General features: G+C 65.8%; 24 protein-coding genes. 15 read left to right on the top strand and 9 right to left on the bottom strand.

The window, feature by feature from the left end:
* The first annotated feature begins 31 nt into the window (after positions 1 to 31).
* Positions 32 to 1,723 carry a class I adenylate-forming enzyme family protein gene (locus H3309_RS15310; protein WP_182295746.1) on the top strand — a complete coding sequence of 564 codons (1,692 nt, stop codon included), beginning with the start codon at positions 32 to 34 and terminating at the stop codon, positions 1,721 to 1,723.
* A 66-nt stretch (positions 1,724 to 1,789) separates the two neighbouring features.
* Here H3309_RS15310 and H3309_RS15305 read toward each other — a convergent pair whose 3' ends face one another.
* The 4 genes from H3309_RS15305 to H3309_RS15290 all read right to left on the bottom strand — a co-directional run bounded on the left by H3309_RS15305 (position 1,790) and on the right by H3309_RS15290 (position 5,849).
* The gene (locus H3309_RS15305) at positions 1,790 to 2,827 is read right to left on the bottom strand and encodes a DUF5694 domain-containing protein (protein ID WP_182295745.1); all 1,038 of its coding nucleotides are present in this window, start codon (positions 2,825 to 2,827) and stop codon (positions 1,790 to 1,792) included.
* A 247-nt stretch (positions 2,828 to 3,074) separates the two neighbouring features.
* On the bottom strand, positions 3,075 to 3,245 hold the full coding sequence (locus H3309_RS17845; RefSeq protein WP_182295744.1) for a YegP family protein: 171 nt from the start codon (positions 3,243 to 3,245) through the stop codon (positions 3,075 to 3,077).
* 702 nt (positions 3,246 to 3,947) lie between these two features.
* Entirely contained in the window at positions 3,948 to 5,600 is a 1,653-nt protein-coding gene (locus H3309_RS15295) for an NAD+ synthase (protein ID WP_182295743.1), read from the bottom strand.
* Positions 5,601 to 5,609: 9 nt separating this feature from the next.
* Positions 5,610 to 5,849 (bottom strand): sulfurtransferase TusA family protein, encoded by a 240-nt coding sequence (locus tag H3309_RS15290; protein WP_182295741.1) that lies wholly within the window; start codon positions 5,847 to 5,849, stop codon positions 5,610 to 5,612.
* A gap of 46 nt (positions 5,850 to 5,895) precedes the next feature.
* On the opposite strand from H3309_RS15290, the gene H3309_RS15285 reads away from it, so the two are divergent.
* The gene (locus H3309_RS15285) at positions 5,896 to 6,783 is read left to right on the top strand and encodes an SDR family oxidoreductase (RefSeq protein WP_182295739.1); all 888 of its coding nucleotides are present in this window, start codon (positions 5,896 to 5,898) and stop codon (positions 6,781 to 6,783) included.
* A 6-nt stretch (positions 6,784 to 6,789) separates the two neighbouring features.
* Here the strand turns inward: H3309_RS15285 and H3309_RS15280 are convergent, their stop codons facing one another.
* Positions 6,790 to 7,245, bottom strand: a complete 456-nt coding sequence (locus H3309_RS15280) for a nucleoside deaminase (protein WP_243453767.1) — start codon at positions 7,243 to 7,245, stop codon at positions 6,790 to 6,792.
* Positions 7,246 to 7,324: 79 nt separating this feature from the next.
* Between H3309_RS15280 and H3309_RS15275 the strand changes: the two genes are divergently transcribed.
* The 3 genes from H3309_RS15275 to H3309_RS15265 all read left to right on the top strand — a co-directional run bounded on the left by H3309_RS15275 (position 7,325) and on the right by H3309_RS15265 (position 10,648).
* The gene (locus H3309_RS15275) at positions 7,325 to 8,407 is read left to right on the top strand and encodes a sensor histidine kinase (RefSeq protein ID WP_182295737.1); all 1,083 of its coding nucleotides are present in this window, start codon (positions 7,325 to 7,327) and stop codon (positions 8,405 to 8,407) included.
* Positions 8,404 to 9,198: a LytR/AlgR family response regulator transcription factor gene (locus tag H3309_RS15270; protein ID WP_182295735.1), complete on the top strand. Its 795-nt coding sequence runs from the start codon at positions 8,404 to 8,406 to the stop codon at positions 9,196 to 9,198. Before H3309_RS15275 ends, H3309_RS15270 begins: the two co-directional genes overlap by 4 nt.
* A gap of 64 nt (positions 9,199 to 9,262) precedes the next feature.
* The gene (locus H3309_RS15265; protein ID WP_182295733.1) at positions 9,263 to 10,648 is read left to right on the top strand and encodes a peptidoglycan DD-metalloendopeptidase family protein; all 1,386 of its coding nucleotides are present in this window, start codon (positions 9,263 to 9,265) and stop codon (positions 10,646 to 10,648) included.
* 90 nt (positions 10,649 to 10,738) lie between these two features.
* Here the strand turns inward: H3309_RS15265 and H3309_RS15260 are convergent, their stop codons facing one another.
* Positions 10,739 to 11,635, bottom strand: coding sequence for a DMT family transporter (locus H3309_RS15260; protein WP_182295731.1), 897 nt, complete (start codon positions 11,633 to 11,635; stop codon positions 10,739 to 10,741).
* A gap of 218 nt (positions 11,636 to 11,853) precedes the next feature.
* Here H3309_RS15260 and H3309_RS15255 point away from each other — a divergent pair, with 218 nt between their 5' ends.
* Positions 11,854 to 12,432, top strand: a complete 579-nt coding sequence (locus H3309_RS15255; RefSeq protein ID WP_182295729.1) for a urate hydroxylase PuuD — start codon at positions 11,854 to 11,856, stop codon at positions 12,430 to 12,432.
* A 201-nt stretch (positions 12,433 to 12,633) separates the two neighbouring features.
* On the opposite strand, the gene H3309_RS15250 is transcribed toward H3309_RS15255, so the two are convergent.
* From H3309_RS15250 to H3309_RS15240, 3 genes are all read right to left on the bottom strand, one after another.
* On the bottom strand, positions 12,634 to 13,065 hold the full coding sequence (locus tag H3309_RS15250; protein WP_182295727.1) for a retropepsin-like aspartic protease: 432 nt from the start codon (positions 13,063 to 13,065) through the stop codon (positions 12,634 to 12,636).
* Positions 13,052 to 13,303, bottom strand: coding sequence for a DEAD/DEAH box helicase family protein (locus tag H3309_RS15245; protein WP_182295725.1), 252 nt, complete (start codon positions 13,301 to 13,303; stop codon positions 13,052 to 13,054). The genes H3309_RS15250 and H3309_RS15245 overlap by 14 nt, the downstream gene beginning before the upstream one ends.
* Before the next feature lie 77 nt (positions 13,304 to 13,380).
* Positions 13,381 to 13,917 (bottom strand): (2Fe-2S)-binding protein, encoded by a 537-nt coding sequence (locus H3309_RS15240; RefSeq protein ID WP_182295723.1) that lies wholly within the window; start codon positions 13,915 to 13,917, stop codon positions 13,381 to 13,383.
* A gap of 45 nt (positions 13,918 to 13,962) precedes the next feature.
* Here H3309_RS15240 and H3309_RS15235 point away from each other — a divergent pair, with 45 nt between their 5' ends.
* The 9 genes from H3309_RS15235 to H3309_RS15200 all read left to right on the top strand — a co-directional run bounded on the left by H3309_RS15235 (position 13,963) and on the right by H3309_RS15200 (position 21,218).
* Complete coding sequence (locus tag H3309_RS15235) at positions 13,963 to 14,781, top strand: crotonase/enoyl-CoA hydratase family protein (RefSeq protein WP_182295721.1); 819 nt, start codon at positions 13,963 to 13,965, stop codon at positions 14,779 to 14,781.
* A 138-nt stretch (positions 14,782 to 14,919) separates the two neighbouring features.
* Complete coding sequence (gene coxB / locus H3309_RS15230) at positions 14,920 to 15,930, top strand: cytochrome c oxidase subunit II (protein WP_182295719.1); 1,011 nt, start codon at positions 14,920 to 14,922, stop codon at positions 15,928 to 15,930.
* Between the two features lie 20 nt (positions 15,931 to 15,950).
* Complete coding sequence (gene ctaD, locus H3309_RS15225; protein WP_182295717.1) at positions 15,951 to 17,621, top strand: cytochrome c oxidase subunit I; 1,671 nt, start codon at positions 15,951 to 15,953, stop codon at positions 17,619 to 17,621.
* Between the two features lie 9 nt (positions 17,622 to 17,630).
* A complete protein-coding gene (locus H3309_RS15220; RefSeq protein ID WP_182295715.1) occupies positions 17,631 to 18,539 on the top strand; it encodes a heme o synthase in 909 nt (302 codons plus the stop codon).
* Positions 18,536 to 18,661 carry a hypothetical protein gene (locus tag H3309_RS17575; RefSeq protein ID WP_256401422.1) on the top strand — a complete coding sequence of 42 codons (126 nt, stop codon included), beginning with the start codon at positions 18,536 to 18,538 and terminating at the stop codon, positions 18,659 to 18,661. The genes H3309_RS15220 and H3309_RS17575 overlap by 4 nt, the downstream gene beginning before the upstream one ends.
* A gap of 1 nt (position 18,662) precedes the next feature.
* The gene (locus tag H3309_RS15215; protein WP_182295713.1) at positions 18,663 to 19,274 is read left to right on the top strand and encodes a cytochrome c oxidase assembly protein; all 612 of its coding nucleotides are present in this window, start codon (positions 18,663 to 18,665) and stop codon (positions 19,272 to 19,274) included.
* 11 nt (positions 19,275 to 19,285) lie between these two features.
* On the top strand, positions 19,286 to 20,116 hold the full coding sequence (locus H3309_RS15210; protein WP_182295711.1) for a cytochrome c oxidase subunit 3: 831 nt from the start codon (positions 19,286 to 19,288) through the stop codon (positions 20,114 to 20,116).
* 40 nt (positions 20,117 to 20,156) lie between these two features.
* Positions 20,157 to 20,723 carry an SURF1 family cytochrome oxidase biogenesis protein gene (locus tag H3309_RS15205; RefSeq protein ID WP_182295709.1) on the top strand — a complete coding sequence of 189 codons (567 nt, stop codon included), beginning with the start codon at positions 20,157 to 20,159 and terminating at the stop codon, positions 20,721 to 20,723.
* Between the two features lie 60 nt (positions 20,724 to 20,783).
* On the top strand, positions 20,784 to 21,218 hold the full coding sequence (locus H3309_RS15200) for a hypothetical protein (RefSeq protein ID WP_243453766.1): 435 nt from the start codon (positions 20,784 to 20,786) through the stop codon (positions 21,216 to 21,218).
* Positions 21,219 to 21,264: the final 46 nt, after the last annotated feature.

The raw sequence follows: 21,264 nt of genomic DNA, 5'->3' as shown, positions 1-21,264 counted from the left end.
ACCGCTGGGAGAGGCGGCGCGGGAGAATGACATGGGAGAGTGGCCGGCGATGAGCATCGCGGCGGCGCGGGAGATGCTGACCGCGCCGGGGATGCCGTTCGAGATGGAGACGGTGGTGATCCGGGGCCGGCCGACGCGCACCTGGAAGAATGCGCCGGCCAGCCTTCAGCATTGTTTCGCGGCGGGGCGCGCGCATGGCGAGCGGACCTTCCTGGTGCTGGACGACGAGCGGGTGAGTTTCGAGGCGTTCGCGCGCGCGACGATTGCGCTGGCGGAGGCGCTGCGCGGCATGGGGGTGGTGCCGGGCGACCGGGTGGCGGTGGTGATGCGCAACCTGCCGGAATGGCCGGTGGCCTTTTATGCCGGCGTGCTGTGCGGCGCGATCCTGACGCCGCTGAACGCCTGGTGGACGGGGCCGGAACTGGAATATGGGCTGGCCGACAGTGGCGCGGGCGTGCTGCTGGTGGATGGCGAGCGTTGGGGGCGCATTGCGCCCTGTGTGGCGCGGCTGCCGGACTTGCGGCAGGTGATCGTAACGCGCGGTGAGGGCGACGTGACGCTGGAGGGGCTGATCGGGCGGCCGGGGGAGTGGGCGGGCTTGCCGGAGGTGGCGACGCCGGTGCCGTTCCTGGGCCCGGAGGATGATGCGACGATTTTCTACACCAGCGGCACCACCGGGCGGCCGAAGGGCGCGCTGGGGACGCAGCGGAACATCGTGTCGAACATCTTGTCGAGTGCCTACAGTCAGGCGCGGAGTGCGTTGCGGCGGGGGGAGATGCCGGCGGTTCCCAGTGCTGATTCACCGCAGAAGGCGACGTTGCTGAGCGTGCCGTTTTTTCATGCGACGGGGTGTCATGCCATTTTAAACCCCAGTCTGGTGGCGGGGTACAAGCTGGTGATGCAGCGCAGGTTCGATGCGGGCGAGGCGCTGAAGCTGATCGAGCGGGAGCGGATCACGAGTGCCGGCGGCGTGCCGACGATCGCCTGGCAGCTGCTGACGCATCCCGATGTAGGCAAGCATGACATCAGCAGCCTGGACACGATTGCCTATGGTGGCGCCCCCTCGGCGCCGGAGCTGGTGCGGCAGATCGGCAGCGGGGGCCGCGCGCCGGGCAATGGCTGGGGCATGACCGAGACGAGCGCGACCTTCAGCCACCATATGGCGGAGGATTATCTGCACCGGCCGGACAGTGCCGGGCCGCCGGTGGCGGTGTGCGACGCGGAGGTGCGCGGGCCGGACGGGGCGGTGCTGGGCGTGGACGAGGTGGGGGAGCTGTACGGGTTCGGGCCGAATATCGTGAAGGGATATTGGAACCGGCCGGAGGCGAGCGCGGAGACCTTTCCCGACGGCTGGGTGCGGACGGGCGACCTGGCGCGGATCGACGCGGAGGGGTTCATCACCATCGTCGACCGGGCGAAGGACATGCTGATCCGGGGCGGCGAGAATATCTATTGCGTGGAGGTGGAGGGGGTGTTGTGCGAGCATCCGGCGGTGATGGACGCGGCGCTGGTGGGGCGGGCGCATGATGTGCTGGGGGAGGAGCCGGTGGCGTTCGTGACGCTGAAGCCGGGGGCGAGCGCAGGGGCGGACGAGCTGCGGGCATTCGTGCGCGAGCGGCTGGCGGGGTTCAAGGTGCCGGTGGCGGTGTTCGTGGAGGCGGAGGTGCTGCCGCGCAATGCCAATGGGAAGGTGTTGAAGAGCGAGCTGAAGGCGCGGTTGTGAGGCCCCCCCCTCCGCCGGCTTCGCCGGCACCTCCCCCACACGAGGTGGGGGAGGATCGGTGGGGGTCTATCTGAGCAACGGGTCGATGTCGGCGACGCGCATGTCGGTTTGTGTGGCGAGGTAGCGTTCGTAGGGCAGCTTGTGGCTGCTGCCGACGATGGCGAGGATGCGGGCGCCGGGCCTGGCACCGGCGGCCTCGCGGATGTTGGCGACCATGCGCAGGTTACGGGTTTCCCACCAGGCGAGATAGTGGCGGCCGAGATGGGGCGGTTTGGCGTCCAGCGCGGCTGCGCCCTGGTCGACACGGTTGGCGGCCTGCTGGGCGGCAGGCGTGTTGATCCAGCGGTAGAAGGCGATCAGGCTGGGGCCATCGGTGACACGATTTTGCCGCGCGTTATAAACCTTCCCGAAGGCGGCGGCGGCCGGCGATTTCCAGAGCGCGGTGAGCCAGGGGTCGAGCGCCGGGCCGCTTTCTGCCTGGATGCTGTCTGCCGTGTGATCGTCCACCATGAAGACGCGCTCGTGGCGCAAGCGGACGGCCAGCGGCACGCCGATCTGGGTATTTTCGTTCATGACGAGTTCGCGCTTGTTCAGCAGGTCTTTGAGCGCGGTGTCGATGCCATCGCCTTCGGTGCGTTCGGCGGGGGGCAGGCGCAGCCACTGGACGAGGGCGGACTCGAGCTCGCCCCCGGCGGCGAACTGGCTGGCCAGCGTGCGACGCTGCGCGGGCGTGGGGGCGGCGGGCCAGTTTTTCAGCGTGGCCGCCCACGCCGCGGTGGCGGCGGGGACGTCCAGCCCGGTGGATTTCGCCGCGATGTCCGGCGCGCGGCAATAATCCCGATACATGCCGGGGTAGCGGGGTTCGAAGCGGCGGAGCGTGTCGCACTGGATGCCCGAGAGGCCTTCAAGGACGATGATGTCGGCGCGGGTGCCGGCGAGACGGTCGAGGAGCGGCGGGAGATACTCGCGCTTGATGCCGGGGGTTTGCGAGAGGTGGGTGCTGCCGAGCACGAAGATGGTCGTTGGTGGCCCGCCGAAGGCCGGGGGCGTGGCGAGGGTGGGGGTGGCGAGGAGCAGGGCGGCGAGGAGGAAGGGGGTTTTCATGGGGGAAGGGTGGCGGGGGCGGCGGGATGTGGCAAGGCTGTGGGTTCGGGGAGGGGGATGCCGAGGCGTTTCAACGGATTGCCGATAAGGCCGCTGACCATGGCGGCGTTTACGATGCTGGCGCCCGTGGAATCCGACGTCGTCGTCGAGTGCCAATAAGCCCTATTTCTTCTATCCAGACGAGCGACTCATATTGTCTAATCTATTGATAAATGGCGGATAGTGCTAAGACTATCCGCCATTCTCACTATTCGTAGACCGGGGCGCTATACGATGCCTTCATAATGGCAATGCCATTGAGTGCGTCGGATTTGTTGCTGTAGCCCTCAGCAGAGTCTGCGATGGTGCGGCCATTCGCTGAGACAAACCGCCACCTCCAATAGTTGGAGGCGTCACGATAGAGTTTATAATGGTTCATGGGAGATTCCTTAATGGAAAGAAAATTTGATCGCTATCTCATCACCTATCGACACAATGCGGCTGAGTGGTCGTTTGAATTGCCAGCATCAAGCTGGGACGACGCACGGAGCCGGTTGGGCCAGCTTGCTTTCGCGCGCATAGATGGCGTGATAGATGCACGTATTCCCGCAGGCTTGGGCTTTTGGGCTCGTGCAATCACAACGGTTCGCAACCTAATCGGGAGCGGCGCCGGAAAGAAGTTACCTTAAGGACTCATTTGCTCTGCCCTCTCACAATGAGGGCCCTGAACACTCTTGACGCGAACGCTGCCACCGGCCATGCCTTAGCAGTGATCACAACCATCGGCGTTCAGAGCCGGTGGAAATACCCGAGCCGAGGCACTGGCAGGTGCCTCGGCTCATTTTGTTTCGGTTAGGCTCAGCAGCATGTCAAGATATGGTAGGTGTGGATACCGAGGATAACATCATGCAGGCCTTGGATGTCGTTTTCACTTAACCAGTGCGTTATATTCTAAAATGGTATATTGCGTTGTTTTTGAATAATAAATTCTACCCAATCAATCTCGTTGCCGGATTCTATGGCATGCTGAGCAACAAACCCTAAGAAAAATTCTTTTATATGCACCATCTTGGATTGCACTGTTCGTCATTGCGGCTCGGTCGTCATGACACCCGAATCGAGGGTATCGTAGTTCTCGGTGCTAGCTGGTGCGGAAGGCGTTGGTGATGGGGTAGCGGCGGTCTCGGCCGAAGGTTCGGGGTCCGATTTTGACGCCGGGGGGGGATTGGCGGCGTTTATACTCGGCGATGTAGAGCAGGCGTTCGACGCGGGCGACCGTTGCCGCGTCGTGGCCGGCGGCGACGAGGTCGGCGACGCTGCGCTCTTCCTCGATCAGGCCGTGGAGGATCGCGTCCAGCACCTCATAAGGCGGCAGGCTGTCGTCATCGCGCTGGTTGTCGCGGAGCTCGGCAGACGGTGGCTTGGTGATGACGCGGGCGGGCATCACGGGGCCGTCGGGGCCGAGGCCCAAGCGCGGGCGGTGGGTGTTGCGCCATTCGCAGAGGCGGAAGACGGTGGTCTTGTACACGTCCTTCAGCACCGAATAGCCGCCAGCCATGTCGCCGTAGATGGTGGCGTAGCCGGTGGACATCTCGCTCTTGTTGCCGGTGGTGAGCAGCATGGGGCCGAACTTGTTGCTGAGCGCCATGAGGGTGAGGCCGCGGATGCGGGACTGGATGTTTTCCTCCGTTGTGTTCGCCGGCAGGCCGGCGAACAGGGGGGCGAGCATGGTGTTGAACGCGTCCATGGCGGGGGCGATGGGGATGGTGTCCAGCCTTGTGCCCATCAGCTTTGCGCATTCGGCGGCGTCATCCAGCGACTCCTGGCTGGTGAAGCGGCTGGGGAGCATGACGCAGTGGACGCGGTCGGCGCCCAGCGCATCGACGGCGACGGCGGCGGAGAGCGCGCTGTCGATGCCGCCAGAGAGGCCAAGGACGACGCCGGGGAAGCGGTTGCGGTTCACATAGTCGCGCAGGCTGAGCAGCATGGCGTGGTAGATTTCTTCCATGTCGCTGTCCGGCGCGTGGGTCTCGCCGGGGTCGGCGCGCCAGCCGTTGGCGGTGCGGGCGAAGTGCGCGGTGGCGGTGGTGGCGTCCCAATCCTGCAGGCGGGCCATGGTCTGCCCGTCCGGGTTGAGGACGAAGCTGCCGCCGTCGAACACCAGCTCGTCCTGCCCGCCGGTGCGGTTGACGTAGAGCAGGGGGAGGCCGGTTTCGGCGACGCGGGCCCGGGCGAGCGCCAGGCGGCGGGCTTCCTTGCCGATCTCGTACGGGCTGCCGTTGGGGACGAGGAGGAGTTCGGCGCCGTGTGCAGAGAGGTGGGCGGTGACGGTGGGGGTCCACATGTCCTCGCAGATGGGGATGCCGAGCTGGATGCCGCGGAACAGCAGGGGGAAGGGCAGCGGGCCGGGGGCGAAGACGCGCTTTTCATCGAACACGCCATAGTTGGGGAGGTCATGTTTGAGCGTGACGCCGGCGATGCGGCCGGCATCGAGCAGGGCCATGGCGTTGTGCAGGCCGGTGTCCGCTTGGTGGGCGGTGCCGACGAGCAGCGCGGGGCCGGGGGGGGCGGTGGCGGCGGCGAGGCGGGCGAGCTGGGCGGCGGCGGCCTGGACCAGGGCGGGTTTCAGCACCAGGTCTTCGGGCGGGTAGCCGATGAGGGAGAGTTCGGGGGTGAGGATCAGGTCGGCATCCGGGTGTGCGGCGCGCAGGGCGAGGATGGTGTCCGCGTTGGCGGTGAGGTCGCCCATCGCGGGGTTCATCTGGGCGAGGACGATAGTCAGACGGTCGGTCATGGGATCGCCTTAGGCGCTTGGGCTGTTGGGGGACAGGGGGACGGTGACGTGGAAGACGCCTTCGCCGGCGGCGGTGAGGTGCCAGCCGCGCTCCGCACAAAGCGCGGGGATGTCGAGGGTGGCGGCGGGGTCGTCGGCGGCGAGGCTGTAGGTGCCGGGGCCGTTTTCGCGGACGGCGCGGGCGAGGCGCAGCGCGGGGAGCGGGCAGCGCAGGCCTCTCGCGTCGATATTGATAGCTTGGCAGGGCATGGCGGGGCAGGCTTAGGCGCGTTCATCGATTTTTGGGAGAGAGACGATGTTCAAGCCCGACCTGCTGAGCGGCCACAAGATCCTGGTGACGGGGGGCGGCACCGGGTTGGGCAAGTCCATGTCCGAAGCCTATGCCGCACATGGCGCGGAGGTGGTGATCTGGGGTCGCCGGGGTGCGGTGCTGGAGGAGACGGCGGCGGAAATCCGCGAGAAGACCGGTGGCACGGTGTCCGACATGGCGGTGGATATCCGCAACGCCGGCGCCATCGACGAGGCGATGCAGGCGATCTTCGATGCCGGGCCATTGACGGGCCTGGTGAACAATGCGGCGGGGAACTTCATCAGCCGGACGGAGGACCTGTCCGCCAACGCCTTCAACGCGATCGCCAGCATCGTGGCGCACGGCACGTTCAACACGACGGTGGCGGCGGGGAAGCGCTGGATCGCCGGCGGGCACAAGGGCAATATCATCAGCATCGTGACCACCTGGGTTTGGACCGGCGGGCCGTTTACGGTGCCGAGCGCGATGAGCAAGGCGGGGATCAACGCGATGACGCAATCGCTGGCCGTGGAGTGGGGGCCGAAGGGCATCCGCGCCAATGCGATTGCGCCGGGGCCGTTCCCCACCAAGGGCGCGTGGGAGCGACTGATGCCGGCGCCGCTGGCGGCCAAGACCGGGGCGGGGACGGGTGCGGGGAGCATCCCGCTGCGGCGGATGGGGGAGCATCAGGAGCTGGCGAACCTGGCGCTGTTCCTGATGAGCGACCAGTGCGAATATCTGACCGGTGCGTGCATCCCGATCGACGGCGGGCAGTGGCTGGCGAGCGGCGGCAATTTCCATGCGCTGACCAATTTGGATGGCGGCGATTGGGACATGATCAACGCGGCGATCCGGAGCACGAACGCGGCGGATCGGGCGCAGCGGACGGCGTGAGGGCGTTTAGCGTCTCTCGGTAAAAAAGGTCCGCAGCAACTGCGCAGCTTCGGCTTCGGCGACGCCGGTGATGATTTCCGGCCTGTGGTGCACGGTGGGTTGGGTGAAGATGCGGGGGCCGTGTTCGATGGCGCCGCCTTTGGGGTCGGGAGCGGCATAGGTGAGGCGGGTGAGGCGGGCGTGGGCGATGGCGCCGGCGCACATGGCGCAGGGTTCCAGGGTGACGGTGAGGGTGCAGCCGGTCAGGCGGTCGGTGCCGAGGGCTTTGGCGGCGGCGCGGATGGCGAGGATTTCGGCGTGGGCGGTGGGGTCATGATCAACGCGGGTGCGGTTGTGGGCGGTGGCGATGATGGTGCCGGCGCTGTCCGTGATGACGGCGCCGACGGGGACCTCGCCCATCGCGGCGGCGGCGCGGGCGGCGGCGAGCGCGGCGGCCATGGCGGGGTTGGGGGGGAAGGCCATAGCGGCAGCATAGCGTTTGGCGGGCGGGTTTCACAGGCCGCTCGGAAGCTGCTAAGCCGCATGACATGACGGTGGCAGGATGACGGTGACGGGGCGCCCGCAGGGGTTTTTCACGGACAAGAACCGCGCCTTCTGGGTGCTGCAATCGGGCGGCTGGATCGCTTATTTCATGCTGCGGGCGCTCGGCGGCCTGGCCAACCGCATGGGGGTGGGGTTCATCCTGCCCACCATCCTGGTGACGGTGACGGGCTTTTCGCTGACGCTGCTGATGGCCTGGGCCTATCGGCTGATCATCCGGCTGAAACCGGTGTGGGTGTGGACGCTGACGGTCGCCATCCTGATCGTGGCGGCAGTGCTGTTTTCGGTGCTGGAGGTGTGGGCGCACGCGACATTCTACGAAGCCGGCTGGCGGCCGCAGGGGGTGGAGTTTTTCGGTGCCATCCTGCTGACGCTCGCGGTGCTGGGGGCGTGGACGGGGCTGTATTACGGCATCAACTATTACCTGCTGCTGGACGAACAGTCCGACCGGCTGGAGCGGATGGCGAGCCAGGCCAATGCCGCGCAGCTGGAAATGCTGCGATACCAGATCAACCCGCATTTCCTGTTCAACACGCTGAACAGCATCTCCACGCTGGTGCTGTTGCAGCAGACCGAGCGGGCGAACACCATGCTCTCTCGGCTGTCGAGCTTCCTGCGCTATAGCCTGGTGGGGGAGCAGGCGGGGATGGCGACGCTGGAGCAGGAGGTGGCGGCGCTGAAGCTCTACCTGGAGATCGAGCGGACGCGGTTCGAGGACCGGCTTCGTGCGACCTTCGACATCGAACCGCGGGCGCTGGAGGGGCGGCTGCCGAGCCTGCTGTTGCAGCCGCTGGTGGAGAATGCGGTGAAATATGCGGTGACGCCGCAGGAGGAGGGCGCGGATATCGACGTGTCGGCGCGGATTGTCGGTGAACGGTTGCAAATCTCGGTCGCGGACACCGGGCCGGGGTTGATCGAGGGAAAAGTCGGCCCGACATCGGAAGGGACGGGGGTTGGCCTGGGCAACATCCGGGAGCGGTTGTTGCAGGCCTTTGGCCCGGACCACCGGTTCGAGCTGGTGCCCAATCAGCCGCAAGGGTTGCGCGTGATTATCGATATTGCATTTCAGACGGAGGCGGCATGAGCATCCGGACGTTGTTGGTGGATGATGAATCGCTGGCGATTCAGGGCCTGGAGCTGCGGTTGCAGCCGTTCGACGATGTGGAGATCGTGGGCCGGGCGACCAATGGCCGGGAGGCGATCCGCGCCATCCGCACCGAGAAGCCCGACCTGGTGTTCCTGGACGTGCAGATGCCGGGGTTTGACGGCTTCAGCGTGGTGGGCGCGCTCGCTGATGTGGAGCCGCCGCTGTTCGTCTTCGTGACCGCCTTCAGCGACCATGCCATCCGCGCGTTCGAGGCGCAGGCAGTGGATTATCTGATGAAGCCGGTGGAGCCGGAGCGGCTGGCGCAGACGATGGAGCGGGTGCGCAAGGTGCTGAACGAGAAGCGGGGCGCGATGGAGGCCGAGCGGCTGGCGGCACGGCTGGCGGAGGTGGACCCGGACGCGGTGGTGGAGCTGGCCCCGGCGCTGGAGACCGGTGCCGACCGGTTCGAGCGCGTGATCAACGTGAAGGACCAGGGGCAGATTTTCCGCGTGGAGGTGGACCGCATCGAGAAGATCGACGCCGCCGGGGATTACATGTGCCTGACGACCGCCGACCAGACGCTGATCCTGCGCGAGACGATGAAGGATCTGGAGCGGCGGCTGGACCCGCGCAAGTTCCAGCGGGTGCACCGCAGCACAATCGTCAATCTGGACAATGTGAAGCAGGTGAAGCCGCACACCAACGGCGAATGTTTCCTGACCCTGGCGAGCGGCGCGACGGTGAAGGTGAGCCGCAGCTATCGTGAGGTGGTGGCGCGGTTTCTGTGACCGCCCATGAACTCTGTTAATGTTTCTTGAAATCTGTTAATGTTCCGTCCGGGAGGATGGGACCATGAACAATACTCTGCTTTGCGGTGGTGTGGCGCTATGCGCGGTGGCGGCGACGGCGCAGACGATCCCGGTGTCGACCGGACTGTATCGCATTCCCTATGCCGACGGCACCGAGATGAAGGTGAACCGGGACGAGAAGACGCACACGCCGATCGGCCGCTATGACCTGGTGGGCAAGGGTGGCAGCGAGCCCTATCGCATCGTCGCGGCGGCGCCGGGGACGATCCGCTTCATCGAGGACAGTTTCAGCGCCCAGATCGACAGCGACAGCGGCAAGCCCTGCACCAACAATTATGTGTGGATCGAGCATGCCAATGGCGAGTGGAGCAAATATTCGCACATGCGAAAGGACAGCACCAAGGTGAAGGCCGGGCGCAAGGTGGGCGACGTGGTGAAGGCCGGGGATTATCTGGGGGACGAGGGCAAGGTCGGCTGCGCCGGTGGCGACCATCTGCATTTCGAGGTCGGCGTGCCGCGGGCGACCGATCCGATCACCACGGTGGGTGGCTTCCTGCAGGACAATGGCGACAGCAAGCGCAACCGACGCGCGCGGATCTGTTCGATTCCGGACCAGCGCTTCGTGGCGGGCAACAGCCATACCGCCCGCAAGGTTCCGGGTCCGATGAGCGCCGGCAGCGTGGAGGTGGCGCGGCACGGGCTGCCGATCGTCGATTACCAGTGCCTGTTCGACCAGGCGGCGATCGCCGGATACCAGCCGGTGTGGCTGGACATGACCAACAAGGGCGGCGATGCGTTCGTCAATGCGGTTTTCCGGCCGGCGACGGCGGGGACTCTGCGCGCTTATCATGGGCTGGACGCCGATGGTTATCAGGCGAAGTTCGACGCGGCGAAGAAGGACGGCTTCCGGCCGGTGCTGCTGGAGAGCTATCGCGACGATGGCGTGCGCTATGCCGCGCTGTTCCGGAAAGTCGCCGGGCCGGGCTATCGCGTCTATCATGGCAAGGAGGCGGCCTTTCACCAGAATGCCATGGACAATTGGAAGAAGGAGGGGTTCGTGCCGGTCTCCGTCTCGGTGGTGGACAGCGGCGGGCGGCGGTACAGCGCGATCTGGGAGAAGCGCGATGTTGGGGCCTGGACGGCGCGGTCGCAGCTGACGCCGGCGGAATATCAGGCCTTTTATGACGAGAACAGCAAGGCGGGGAAGAATATCGCCTATGTCAACGGCTATCGGCTGGGGGGCGCGCCGTTCATCGTGGCGATCGCCAACGCGGCGACGCCGGCGGGCGGGATGCAGCGCCATGGGCTGACCAACGCCGCCTATCAGGATGCCTGGGAGGCGGCGCGCAAGGCCGGGCTGCTGACGCGCGGGGTCGCGGGGTATGAGACGGACGATGGCGTGCGGTATGTGGCGACCTGGCGAAAGTAAGCGCGGAGTCAGGGGGATGGGGCCGCCACCCACCCCTGCTCGCTGCGCGAGTCGCCCCTCCCTTCGCCGCTTCGCGGGAGGGAGGGGAAATCAAGCCGCTGGGGTTTGGGGTTGGCTGAGGTCGGGGGTTTGGCGGCGGCTTTGCCAGAGGCAGGCGGCGATGATGATGGCGGCGCCGAGCCAGGTTCGCAGCGCCACGGGTTCGGCGAAGAAGGCGTAGCCGAACAGCGCCGCCCAGGGCAGCGCGGTATATTCGAAGGGGGCGAGCACCTGCGCCTCGACCTTGGCATAGGCGACCGCGATGAGCTGGAGCGCGACGGCGCCGGTGAGGCCGACGCCGGCGATGGCGAGCCAGTCCAGCGGGGTGGGTGGCAGCCAGGCGGACGGCGGCTGGGTGGCGACGACGAAGCCGCCGATCAGGATGGCGGCGAAGGCGGCGTTCAGGAGGGTGAGGACGGAGGGGCCGTCCTTGGCGGCGCGCAGGCGGGTGATGATGATGACGAGGGCGTAGAAGAGGGCGGCGAGCAGCAGCGCGCCGATGCCTTTCAGCCGCTCGGGCGCGAGCATGGCGGGGTCGATGCCGGCGGCGACGAGGACGCCGGCGAAGCCGAACGCGCCGGCGGCGAGGTTGGAGGCCTGGAGCTTTTCACGCAGCAGCACGGCGGCGAGCAACGGGATCATCAGCGGCGCGACGAAGGCGATGGTCACCGCCTCGGCCAGCGGCAGGACGGTGAGGGACCAGAAGAAGAGCACGGCGGAGATGGAGCCGAAGACGGCGCGCAGGATGTTGATCGGCAGCATCTCCCGCGTGATGGCGGGGCGGCCGGCATGCAGCCAGAAGGGGATGACGAAGACGAAGGCGGCGGCATAGCGCCAGAAGGTGGCGGCGCTGGCGGGCATGACGCCGACCAGATGTTTCATGAAGGCGTCCATGGCGCAGAAGAAGGCCATGCCGATGACGTAGGTGAGGATGGGGCCGAGGCGCATTCTTGTTTACCTGACTTCGTCAGAGTCGGCACCGGCCCGCTCCCCCACCCGACCGCCCATAGGATACTGGCGCAGGGCGGTCGGGTGGGGGAGCGGGCCGGTGCCGCCCCATTTCAGTGCAACTGGAAAGGACGCTAGTCAGCCGTGATGGCGATTGCAACGGCGCGGGCGATGGCGCTATTGCAGGGACAATGGTTTAACGGACAGGGACGCGGAACATGAGCAAGATTTTGGGCAATCTGAACACGGCGATCCTGATCGGCGTGCTGCTGCTGGTGTCGGCGATGGTGGTGTTCCATGGCGACCAGTTCGGCGGCGCCTATCTGGCGCCCTGGTTCGTGTTCTTTCACGTGATTTCGGGCGTGCTGTGGATCGGCCTCCTCTATTACTTCAACCTGGTGCAGATCCCGACGATGCCGAAGGTGCCGGCCGAGCTGAAGCCGGGGGTGAGCAAATATATCGCGCCCGAGGCGCTGTTCTGGTTCCGCTGGGCGGCGATCGCGACGCTGCTGACCGGGCTGATCGTGGCGCATCTGAAGGGCTATCTGATCGAGGCGCTGACGTTCCAGGACGGCTTCAAGGTGATCGGCTTCGGCATGTATGTGGGCATGGTGATGGCGTTCAACGTCTGGGTGTTCATCTGGCCGAACCAGAAGAAGGCGCTGGGGATCGTGGACGCGACGCCGGAGGCGAAGGCCGCGGCGGCGACGACGGCAATGATGTTCAGCCGGACGAACTTCATCCTCTCGATGCCGATGCTGTATGCGATGGTGACGCAGATGTATCTGGCGGTGTGAAATCGCTCGATAAATCGTCCATGCCGGGGCTGCAAATGGCGATTTGCTGCGCTCCGATGCTCACGACCATCAAGGTCGCTGCGCTTCGGTGCTCGCAAATCACCATTTTCGCCGACGGCCTGAACAATTTCTCGAACGATTTCCGGAATCTTCAGACTGTGCAAGTAGGCCAAGCAGCCAAGTGTGAAGCCGCCGGCCGGCTTATCCCAGACGGAAACTGCCGCTTCGCTCGATGGTCAGCCCGAGCGTTCGGATGACATCCATGCCAAGGATCATGTCGAACGACCCATGGTTCTGGATTGCGGCGACGGTCACATCGTCTGGCAGGATGTAGAAGCCGTTGACGTCGTTGATGGCCTCGGCCTGTTTGACGAGGGCAAGACGGACCAGCGACGCCGGACAATTCTGCTCCCCTCCGATACCGATGGCAGGGATGTCCCGGATCGTTCGCAAGCCCATTGAGCGATAGAGCGAGAAATAGACGCCGGAAATGCTGGCGCCGGTATCGACCAGCGCCGTCAGCGGCGCGTCGTGAAGCGGGCGCAGTTCCATCGGGTTGCAGAAGGCATCGAACAACCTGATTTCGACCATTGGCAGGCCGTTGCGGAGAAGCCGCCCCTCAATGGGAAGCACTGATCAGCGTTCCGATGTCGAGACGCTGATCGGTAATCTCCTGAACGGAAAAGGGCGCCTCGCCAAACCGCCGGACGCCTTCACGGACGGCATCGGACATCGTCGCGCAGAATTGGAGGATCTGGCGGTTCTGCATCAAGGCGTACTGCCCCGCGTGATGCGGCAGCAGGTTGCCAAGTTCGCGCTGCAAGGCGTCGAAATTTGATTTCACTTCGCGATCGTAATTTGAAAGCGCCACAGCCCGGTCTCCGCCGAAACCAATAACATATTGGAATCACAGTCGCAAACAGCGAATTCGGACTCGATATCAACAGCTTACGATGACTGGAGGCTCGGCACCCGGCGTGCCGCTTCCTCCACCGTGGTTTCCGGTCCCGGCACCACGCTGATGGCTTCGCCGGCTTTCATGGCGGCGGCGGCGCGGAGGATGGCTTTTTCGATGCGGGGATAGGTGCCGCAGCGGCAGAGGTTGGTGATCTGCTCGCGGATCTGCTCCCGCGTGGGTTCCGGGGTGGTTTTCAGGAGGGCGACGGTCGCCATGATCATCCCGGACTGGCAATAGCCGCATTGCGGGACTTGCTCCGCAAGCCAGGCCTGCTGCACGACATGGCTGCGGTCTTCGGACAGCCCCTCGATCGTGGTGACGAGCGTGCCTTCGATGTCGCCGATGGTCACCTGGCAGCTGCGGGTGGGGACGCCATCGACATGCACGGTGCAGGCGCCGCACAGGCCGGCGCCGCAACCGAACTTGGTGCCGGTCAGGTTGCTGGCATCGCGCAGCGCCCAGAGCAGCGGCGTGTCGGCCGGAAGCTGATATTTGACGGGGTTGCCGTTGACGGTGAAGCTTGTCATGCGCGCCTTCATACACCGGAGGCGGCAGCAGAGGAACTGGCAATCATGGGATACAGCACGTTCGACCTGAGTGTGGCGGATCATGTGGCGCACCTGCGGCTGAACCGGCCGCAGGAGCTGAACACGATGAACGGCGCCTTCTGGACCGAGCTGATCGACGGATTCGCCGAGATCGATGCGGACGCCAGCGTGCGGGCGGTGGTGATCAGCTCCACGGGCAGGCACTTCACGGCGGGGCTGGACCTGAAATGGGCGGGCACCAGCCTGGGCAACCAGAGCGCCGACGCGGGGCGGGCGCGGGAAAAGTTCCGCCGGCATGTGAAGCATATGCAGGACACGTTCACGGTGGTGGACCAGTGCCGGGTGCCGGTGATCGCGGCGATCCAGGGCGGCTGCATCGGCGGCGGGGTGGATTTCGTGACGGCCTGCGACATCCGGCTGGGCAGTGCGGACGCCTTCTTCACCATCCAGGAGGTGAACATTGCCATCGTCGCCGATGTCGGCACCTTGCAGCGGATTCCGCATCTGCTGCCGCAGGGGCTGATCCGCGAGCTGGCCTACACCGGCCGGCGCTGGACGGCGGACGAGGCGGGCCGCCAGGGGTTCCTGAACAGGGTTCTGCCGGACCATGCGGCAACGGTGGACGCGGCGCTGGTGATGGCGGCGGAGATTGCGAAGAAGAGCCCGCTCGCCATCACCGGCATCAAGCAGGTGCTGAACCATGGCCGGGGGCGGACGATCGAGGACGGGCTGGAATATGTCGCGGTCTGGAATGCGGCGATGTTGCAGGGCGAGGACATGGCGAAGGCGGTGACGGCGCAGATGACCAAGGGCCAGGCGACCTTTGCCGACCTGGCGGCGTAGCGCTCGCCCGAGCTTCACCCGGCATCAAAAGTCGCACCGGGCAGTCGGCGCTTGAGGCGAGGGGGTGGGCGGTATATGGCGGCAGAGACTCAAGTGGTGGGCGCCGCGCGTGGCGCCCGTGCCGGTAAAGGGGCTGGAATGATTGGACGGACGGTACGGATCGGTCTGGCGGCGCTCATCCTGAGCGGTGCGACCGTTGCGTGGGCACAGGATGCGGCGCCGGCCGCGGGTGCGGCCCCGGTGGCGGCTGCGGCGACCGCGCCGGATGCGGCACCGCTGTATCAGCGGATGGCGCCGACGCCGGGGATCGGCCAGCCCGATGGCGGCTGGGACCTGCAGACCCCTGTGACGCCGATCGGCAAGGAGGCGGCGAGCCTGGCGCAGCATGTGCTCGATCCGCTGATGGTGGCGATTTCGCTGTTCGTGCTGGGGCTGCTGGCCTGGGTGGTGATCCGCTATCGCGCCGCGGCGAACCCCACGCCCTCCACCACGACGCACAATTTTACCATCGAGGTGATCTGGACGCTGCTGCCGGCGCTGATCCTGGTGTTCATCGCGGTGCCCAGCTTCCGGCTGCTGGCGAACCAATATGATCCGCCCAAGGCGGACGTGACGATCAAGGCGACCGGGCACCAATGGTATTGGTCCTACGAATATCCCGATTATGGCGACATCAGCTTCGACGCGCTGCCGAAGGAAGCGAAGGAGCTGGGTCCGAACGACGGCCCGCTGCACCTGGAGGTGGACAACCGCGTGGTGGTGCCGGCGGGTGCCACGGTGAAGATGCTGATCACGGCGGCGGACGTGCTGCACAGCTGGGCGATGCCGGCCTTCTGGGTGAAGATGGATGCCATTCCGGGCCGCATTACCGAGACCTGGTTCAAGGTGGACCGGCCGGGCGTCTATTATGGCCAGTGCAGCGAGCTGTGCGGCACCAAGCATGGCTTCATGCCGATCGCGGTCGAGGTGCTGCCGCGCGAGAAGTTCCTGGACTGGGTGCGGATGAAGCAGAAGGAGGGCGGCATCACGCCGGTGGGGCCGGGGATCGCCGCCCCGGTGTCGGCTGCCGCAGCGCCGGCGGCTGCTGCGCCTGCTGCCCCTGCCGCTGAAACCCCCGCGGCTGCCGCCGAACCGGCTCCGGCCGCCTGATTTTTCGAGGACGATAGACCATGGCCCATACCGCCGACGCGCTTGTTGCCCACCATGACGATCATGCGCATGACGATCACAAGCTGTCGTTCGCGCAGCGCTGGCTGTTCAGCACCAACCACAAGGACATCGGCACGCTGTACCTGATCTTCGCGATTTTCGCCGGGATCGTCGGCGGCGCGATTTCGGGCTTCATGCGCTGGGAGCTGGCGCATCCGGGGATGCAGGTGCTGCCCGACATCGCGCGGGCGATGTATGGCGCGGACGCGGGGACGCTGGACGGCGCCTATCACCTGTGGAACGTGTTCATCACGGCGCACGGCCTGATCATGGTGTTCTTCATGGTGATGCCGGCGCTGATCGGCGGGTTCGCCAACTGGTTCGTGCCGATCATGATCGGCGCGCCGGACATGGCCTTTCCGCGGATGAACAACATCAGCTTCTGGCTGATCGTGCCGGCGTTCCTGCTGTTGTGCATCTCGATGTTCCTGCCGGGGCCGGCGGGGTTCAACGGGGCGGGCACGGGCTGGACGGTCTATCCGCCGCTCAGCACCTCGGGGCATCCGGGGGCGTCGGTCGATCTCGCCATCTTCTCGCTGCACCTCGCCGGCGCGAGTTCGATCCTGGGGGCGATCAATTTCATCACGACGATCTTCAACATGCGCGCGCCGGGCATGACGCTGCACAAGATGCCGCTGTTCGTGTGGAGCGTGCTGGTGACGGCGTTCCTGCTGCTGCTCAGCCTGCCGGTGCTGGCCGGTGCGATCACCATGCTGCTGACCGACCGCAATTTCGGCACGACCTTCTTCGATCCGGCGGGCGGCGGTGATCCGGTGCTGTACCAGCACCTGTTCTGGTTCTTCGGCCACCCCGAAGTCTATATCATGATCCTGCCGGCGTTCGGCATCGTCAGCCAGATCATCAGCACCTTCAGCAAGAAGCCGACCTTCGGCTATCTGGGGATGGCCTATGCCATGGTGGCGATCGGCTTCATCGGCTTTATCGTGTGGGCGCACCACATGTTCACTGCCGGTCTGAGCGTGAACACCAAGATGTATTTCACCGCCGCGACGATGATCATCGCGGTGCCGACCGGCATCAAGATCTTCAGCTGGATCGCGACGATGTGGGGCGGCAGCGTGACCTTCCCCACGCCGATGCTGTGGGCGATCGGCTTCATCTTCATGTTCACGGTGGGCGGCGTGACCGGCATCCTGCTGTCGAATGCGGGCCTCGATACCTACATGCACGACACCTATTATGTGGTGGCGCATTTCCATTATGTGCTGTCGCTGGGGGCCGTGTTCGGGCTGTTCGCCGGATTCTATTACTGGTTCGGCAAGATGACGGGCCGTGAGTATAATGAGTTCCTGGGCAAGCTGCACTTCTGGGTGTTTTTCATCGGCGTGAACGTGCTGTTCTTCCCGATGCACTTCCTGGGGCAGGACGGCATGCCGCGGCGGATCCCGGATTATCCGGCGGCGTTCGCGCATTACAACCTGATCGCCAGCTATGGCTATGCGATCATGCTGGCGGGGATGGCGATCTTCTTCGTGAACATCGGCTGGGCGCTGTTCGGCGGTCGCAAGGCGGCGGACAACCCCTGGGGCGAGGGCGCGACGACGCTGGAATGGACGCTGTCCAGCCCGCCGCCGTTCCATCAGTTCGAAACGCTGCCGGTCATCAAGTAAGGCGAGACGGTGAACCAGTCCGAGGTCATCAGCGGCAACCCGGCCGGGGCGCACTGGCGCGACTATGTCGCGCTGCTGAAGCCGGGTGTCGTCAGCCTGGTGGTGTTCACCGGGCTGTGCGGGATGGCGGTGGCGCCGGGGCATTTGCATCCGGTGCTGGCGTTCACCGCGATCCTGTGCATCGCCATCGGCGCCGGCGCGGCGGCGGCATTCAACATGGTGTTCGAGGCGGAGCTGGATGCGCGGATGAAGCGCACCGCGAAGCGGCCGATCCCGGCGGGGCGGATGAGCCGCGACGAGGCGATGGCGTTCGCGGTGATCCTGTCAGTGGGATCGGTGGCCATCATGGCGCTGGGCGTCAACCTGGTGGCCGGTGCGGTACTGGCCTTTTCCATCTTCTATTATGCCGTCGTTTACACGCTGTGGCTGAAACCGCGGACGCCGCAGAATATCGTGATCGGCGGCGGGGCGGGCGCCTTTCCGCCGCTCATCGGCTGGGCCGCGGTGACGGGCGATGTCACGCTGATGCCGGTGATCCTGTTCGGCCTCATCTTCCTGTGGACGCCGCCGCATTTCTGGGCGCTGGCGCTGTTCGTGAAGGGTGACTATGCCAACGCCGGCATCCCCATGCTGCCGGTGACGCATGGCGTGGCGGCAACCCGCCGGCAGGTGCTGGCCTATACGCCGCCGCTGGTGCTGGTCAGCTTGCTGCCGTGGCTGCTGGGGTATAGCGGCGCGCTCTATGGCGTGACGGCGGCGGTGCTGGGTGCCGTCTTCCTGCTGCTGGCGGTGCGGGTGGCACGCAACGGCGCGACCGAGGCGGTGGCGATGGCGCCGGAGAAGGCGCTGTTCAAATTCTCGATCCTGTATCTGTTCCTGATCTTCGCCGCGCTGGTGCTGGACGGGTGGCTGCGATGACGCCGGCGGAGCGCGCGTTGTTCGAGAAGCGGCGGCGGCAGCGGAACATCCTGTTCGCGCTGGTGCTGGGCGCGCTGGTCATCCTGTTCTATGGCATCACCGTGGCGCGGGTGGGGGGCTGAGATGGCGACATCGACGACGGCCAACCGGCGCACCGGGCTGATCGCGGCGCTGATCGCGCTGGGGATGGTGGGCTTGGCCTATGCCAGCGTGCCGCTCTATCGCATCTTCTGCCAGGTGACGGGTTTTGGCGGCACGACGCAGAAGGCGGATGCCAGCGCGCTGCCTGATGCCGCGACGCTGAAAAGCGTGGCCGGGAAAACCATCCGCGTGCGCTTCGACGGCAACAGCGCGCCGGGGATGCCCTGGGCCTTTCACCCGGTTGAGAACAGCGTGACGGTGAAGATCGGCGAGCGGAAGATGGCCTTCTATCGCGCCACCAACCAGAGCGCGGCGACGGTGACCGGCACCGCGACCTTCAATGTCTCGCCGGAAAGCGCCGGGCGCTTCTTCAACAAGATCCAGTGTTTCTGCTTCAACGAGCAGACGCTGAAACCCGGCCAGACGGTGGACATGCCGGTGGTGTATTTCATCGACCCGGCCATCCTGGACGATCCGGATGCCAAGCGGATCGACGAGATCACGCTGTCCTACACCTTCTTCCCGGTGGACAAACCCACCCAACCCGCGCAAATCACCACCACATCCGCCAGCGACATCGCGGCACGACGTTAACGGGGACGACCATGGCTTCGACCAAGACGCACGACTTCCACATCCTGCCGCCCAGCGCCTGGCCGATCATGGGCGCCTTCACGGCGATGGCGCTGACCGGCGGTGGGGCGCTGTGGATGCATGGTTCGGTGGCGGGCAAATGGATTTCGATCCTGGGCCTGATCGGCGTGCTGGCGACCATGATCTTCTGGTGGAGCGATGTGCGCCGCGAGGCCAATGCCGGCGACCATACGCCGGTGGTGCAGCTGCACCACCGTTACGGCATGATCCTGTTCATCGCGTCCGAGGTGATGTTCTTCGTTGCCTGGTTCTGGGCCTTTTTCTCGGCGGCGCTCTATCCGCACGCCGGCGATGCCGTGGGCGGGGTGTGGCCGCCCAAGGGGATCGAGGCGCTGGATCCGTTCGTCTATCCGCTGCTGAACACGCTGATCCTGCTGCTGTCCGGCACGACCATCACTTGGGCGCACCATGCGCTGATCCATGGCGACCGCGATGGGCTGAAGCAGGGGCTGTGGCTGACCATCATCCTGGGCGTGCTGTTCAGCTGTTTGCAGGCCTATGAATACAGCCATGCCGAGTTCGGTTTCAGCGGCAACATCTATGGCGCGACCTTCTTCATGGCGACCGGCTTCCATGGTTTCCATGTCATCGTTGGCACCATCTTCCTGGCCGTGTGCCTGATGCGCGCCTATGCCGGGGATTTCAGCCCGAAGCGGCATTTCGGGTTCGAGGCGGCCGCCTGGTACTGGCATTTCGTCGATGTCGTGTGGCTGTTCCTGTTCCTGTCGATCTATATCTGGGGCAGCAACTTCGGCGCGGCGGCGGCGCCCTATTTCGGCTGACCCGCCGGCGCGTCGGCGGCTGCCGCTTGCCGCCACCGTCATGACGCTGATTGCGGTTCCCACCATGCTGGGCCTGGGGGCTTGGCAGGTGCAGCGCAAGGGCTGGAAGGAAGCCCAACTTGCCGGCTATGCGGCGGCGATGCAGGCGCCGGTGCTGCGGCTGCGTGGCGCGCCGGGGCCGGGGCTGGGGTTTCGCCGGGTGATGGCGACGGTCGACTGCCCGGCGCAGACGCCGACCGTGCGGGCCGGGCGCAGCGCGCGGGGGCAGAGCGGCTATGCCGTGCTGCTGCAATGCCGGGTGGTTGGTGCACCGGTGGAATTGGTGGCGGGGTTCAGCGTGCCCGAGCAATGGCAGCGTTTCGCCGGTCAGGCGGTGCCGGCGATGCGGATGACGTTGCTGGGCCGGTTGATCGAGACTGGCACCAATCCCGCCTATCGGCTTTATGCCGCGCGGCCGACGGGGCCGGGGCTGGCGGCCGCGGTGCCGCCCGCGCTGGACGAGATTCCCAACAACCATCTGTCCTATGCGATCCAGTGGTTCAGCTTTGCCACCATCTGGAGCGTGATCTATGCGCTGTTCATGATGCGGCGACGGCGCGCCGCTTAGCTGGCGCGCGCGGAACAAGCGTGGCATGATGGACTTATGCCCCGCGGAAGGATCCGCCCGATGACAGACCCGAAGCGCGATGACAATCTGGCGCCCGAAACCTTCAACCGCGAGCAGGCGGATGAGGGGCAGGCCCAGGATGTGGCCGACGATGCGATGCACGGCGATCATGGCCACGACCCGCTGGAAAGCCACAAGCCGCGGGCGGACCGGACGGCGGCGGTGCCCGACGACACGCCGGACCTGGTCGACCGGATGAAGGAGATGCTGCGGTCCGGCCATATCGACAACGACGCCTATGCCGGCGAGCCGATGCATGACGATGAGGAAGACGAGCTGGGCGATACCGAGGGTGACGAGGATGAGGCCGCGCTGATGGAGGGCGTGGCGGACGACGGCGACGATCCACTGGGCGACGTGGCGAGCGAGCACGGATTGGAAGACGAGGATCTGGGCGACGACGCCGACGACGACGAGGTCGATGTCGGGCGATAGCCTGGTTGGTTCGGTTGCGTCGCTGCGTTGCAGCGTATAACGCCGC

This window comes from Sandaracinobacteroides saxicola (assembly GCF_014117445.1).
Lineage (GTDB): Bacteria > Pseudomonadota > Alphaproteobacteria > Sphingomonadales > Sphingomonadaceae > Sandaracinobacteroides_A > Sandaracinobacteroides_A saxicola.
This window is presented reverse-complemented; position numbering and strand designations above follow the sequence as displayed.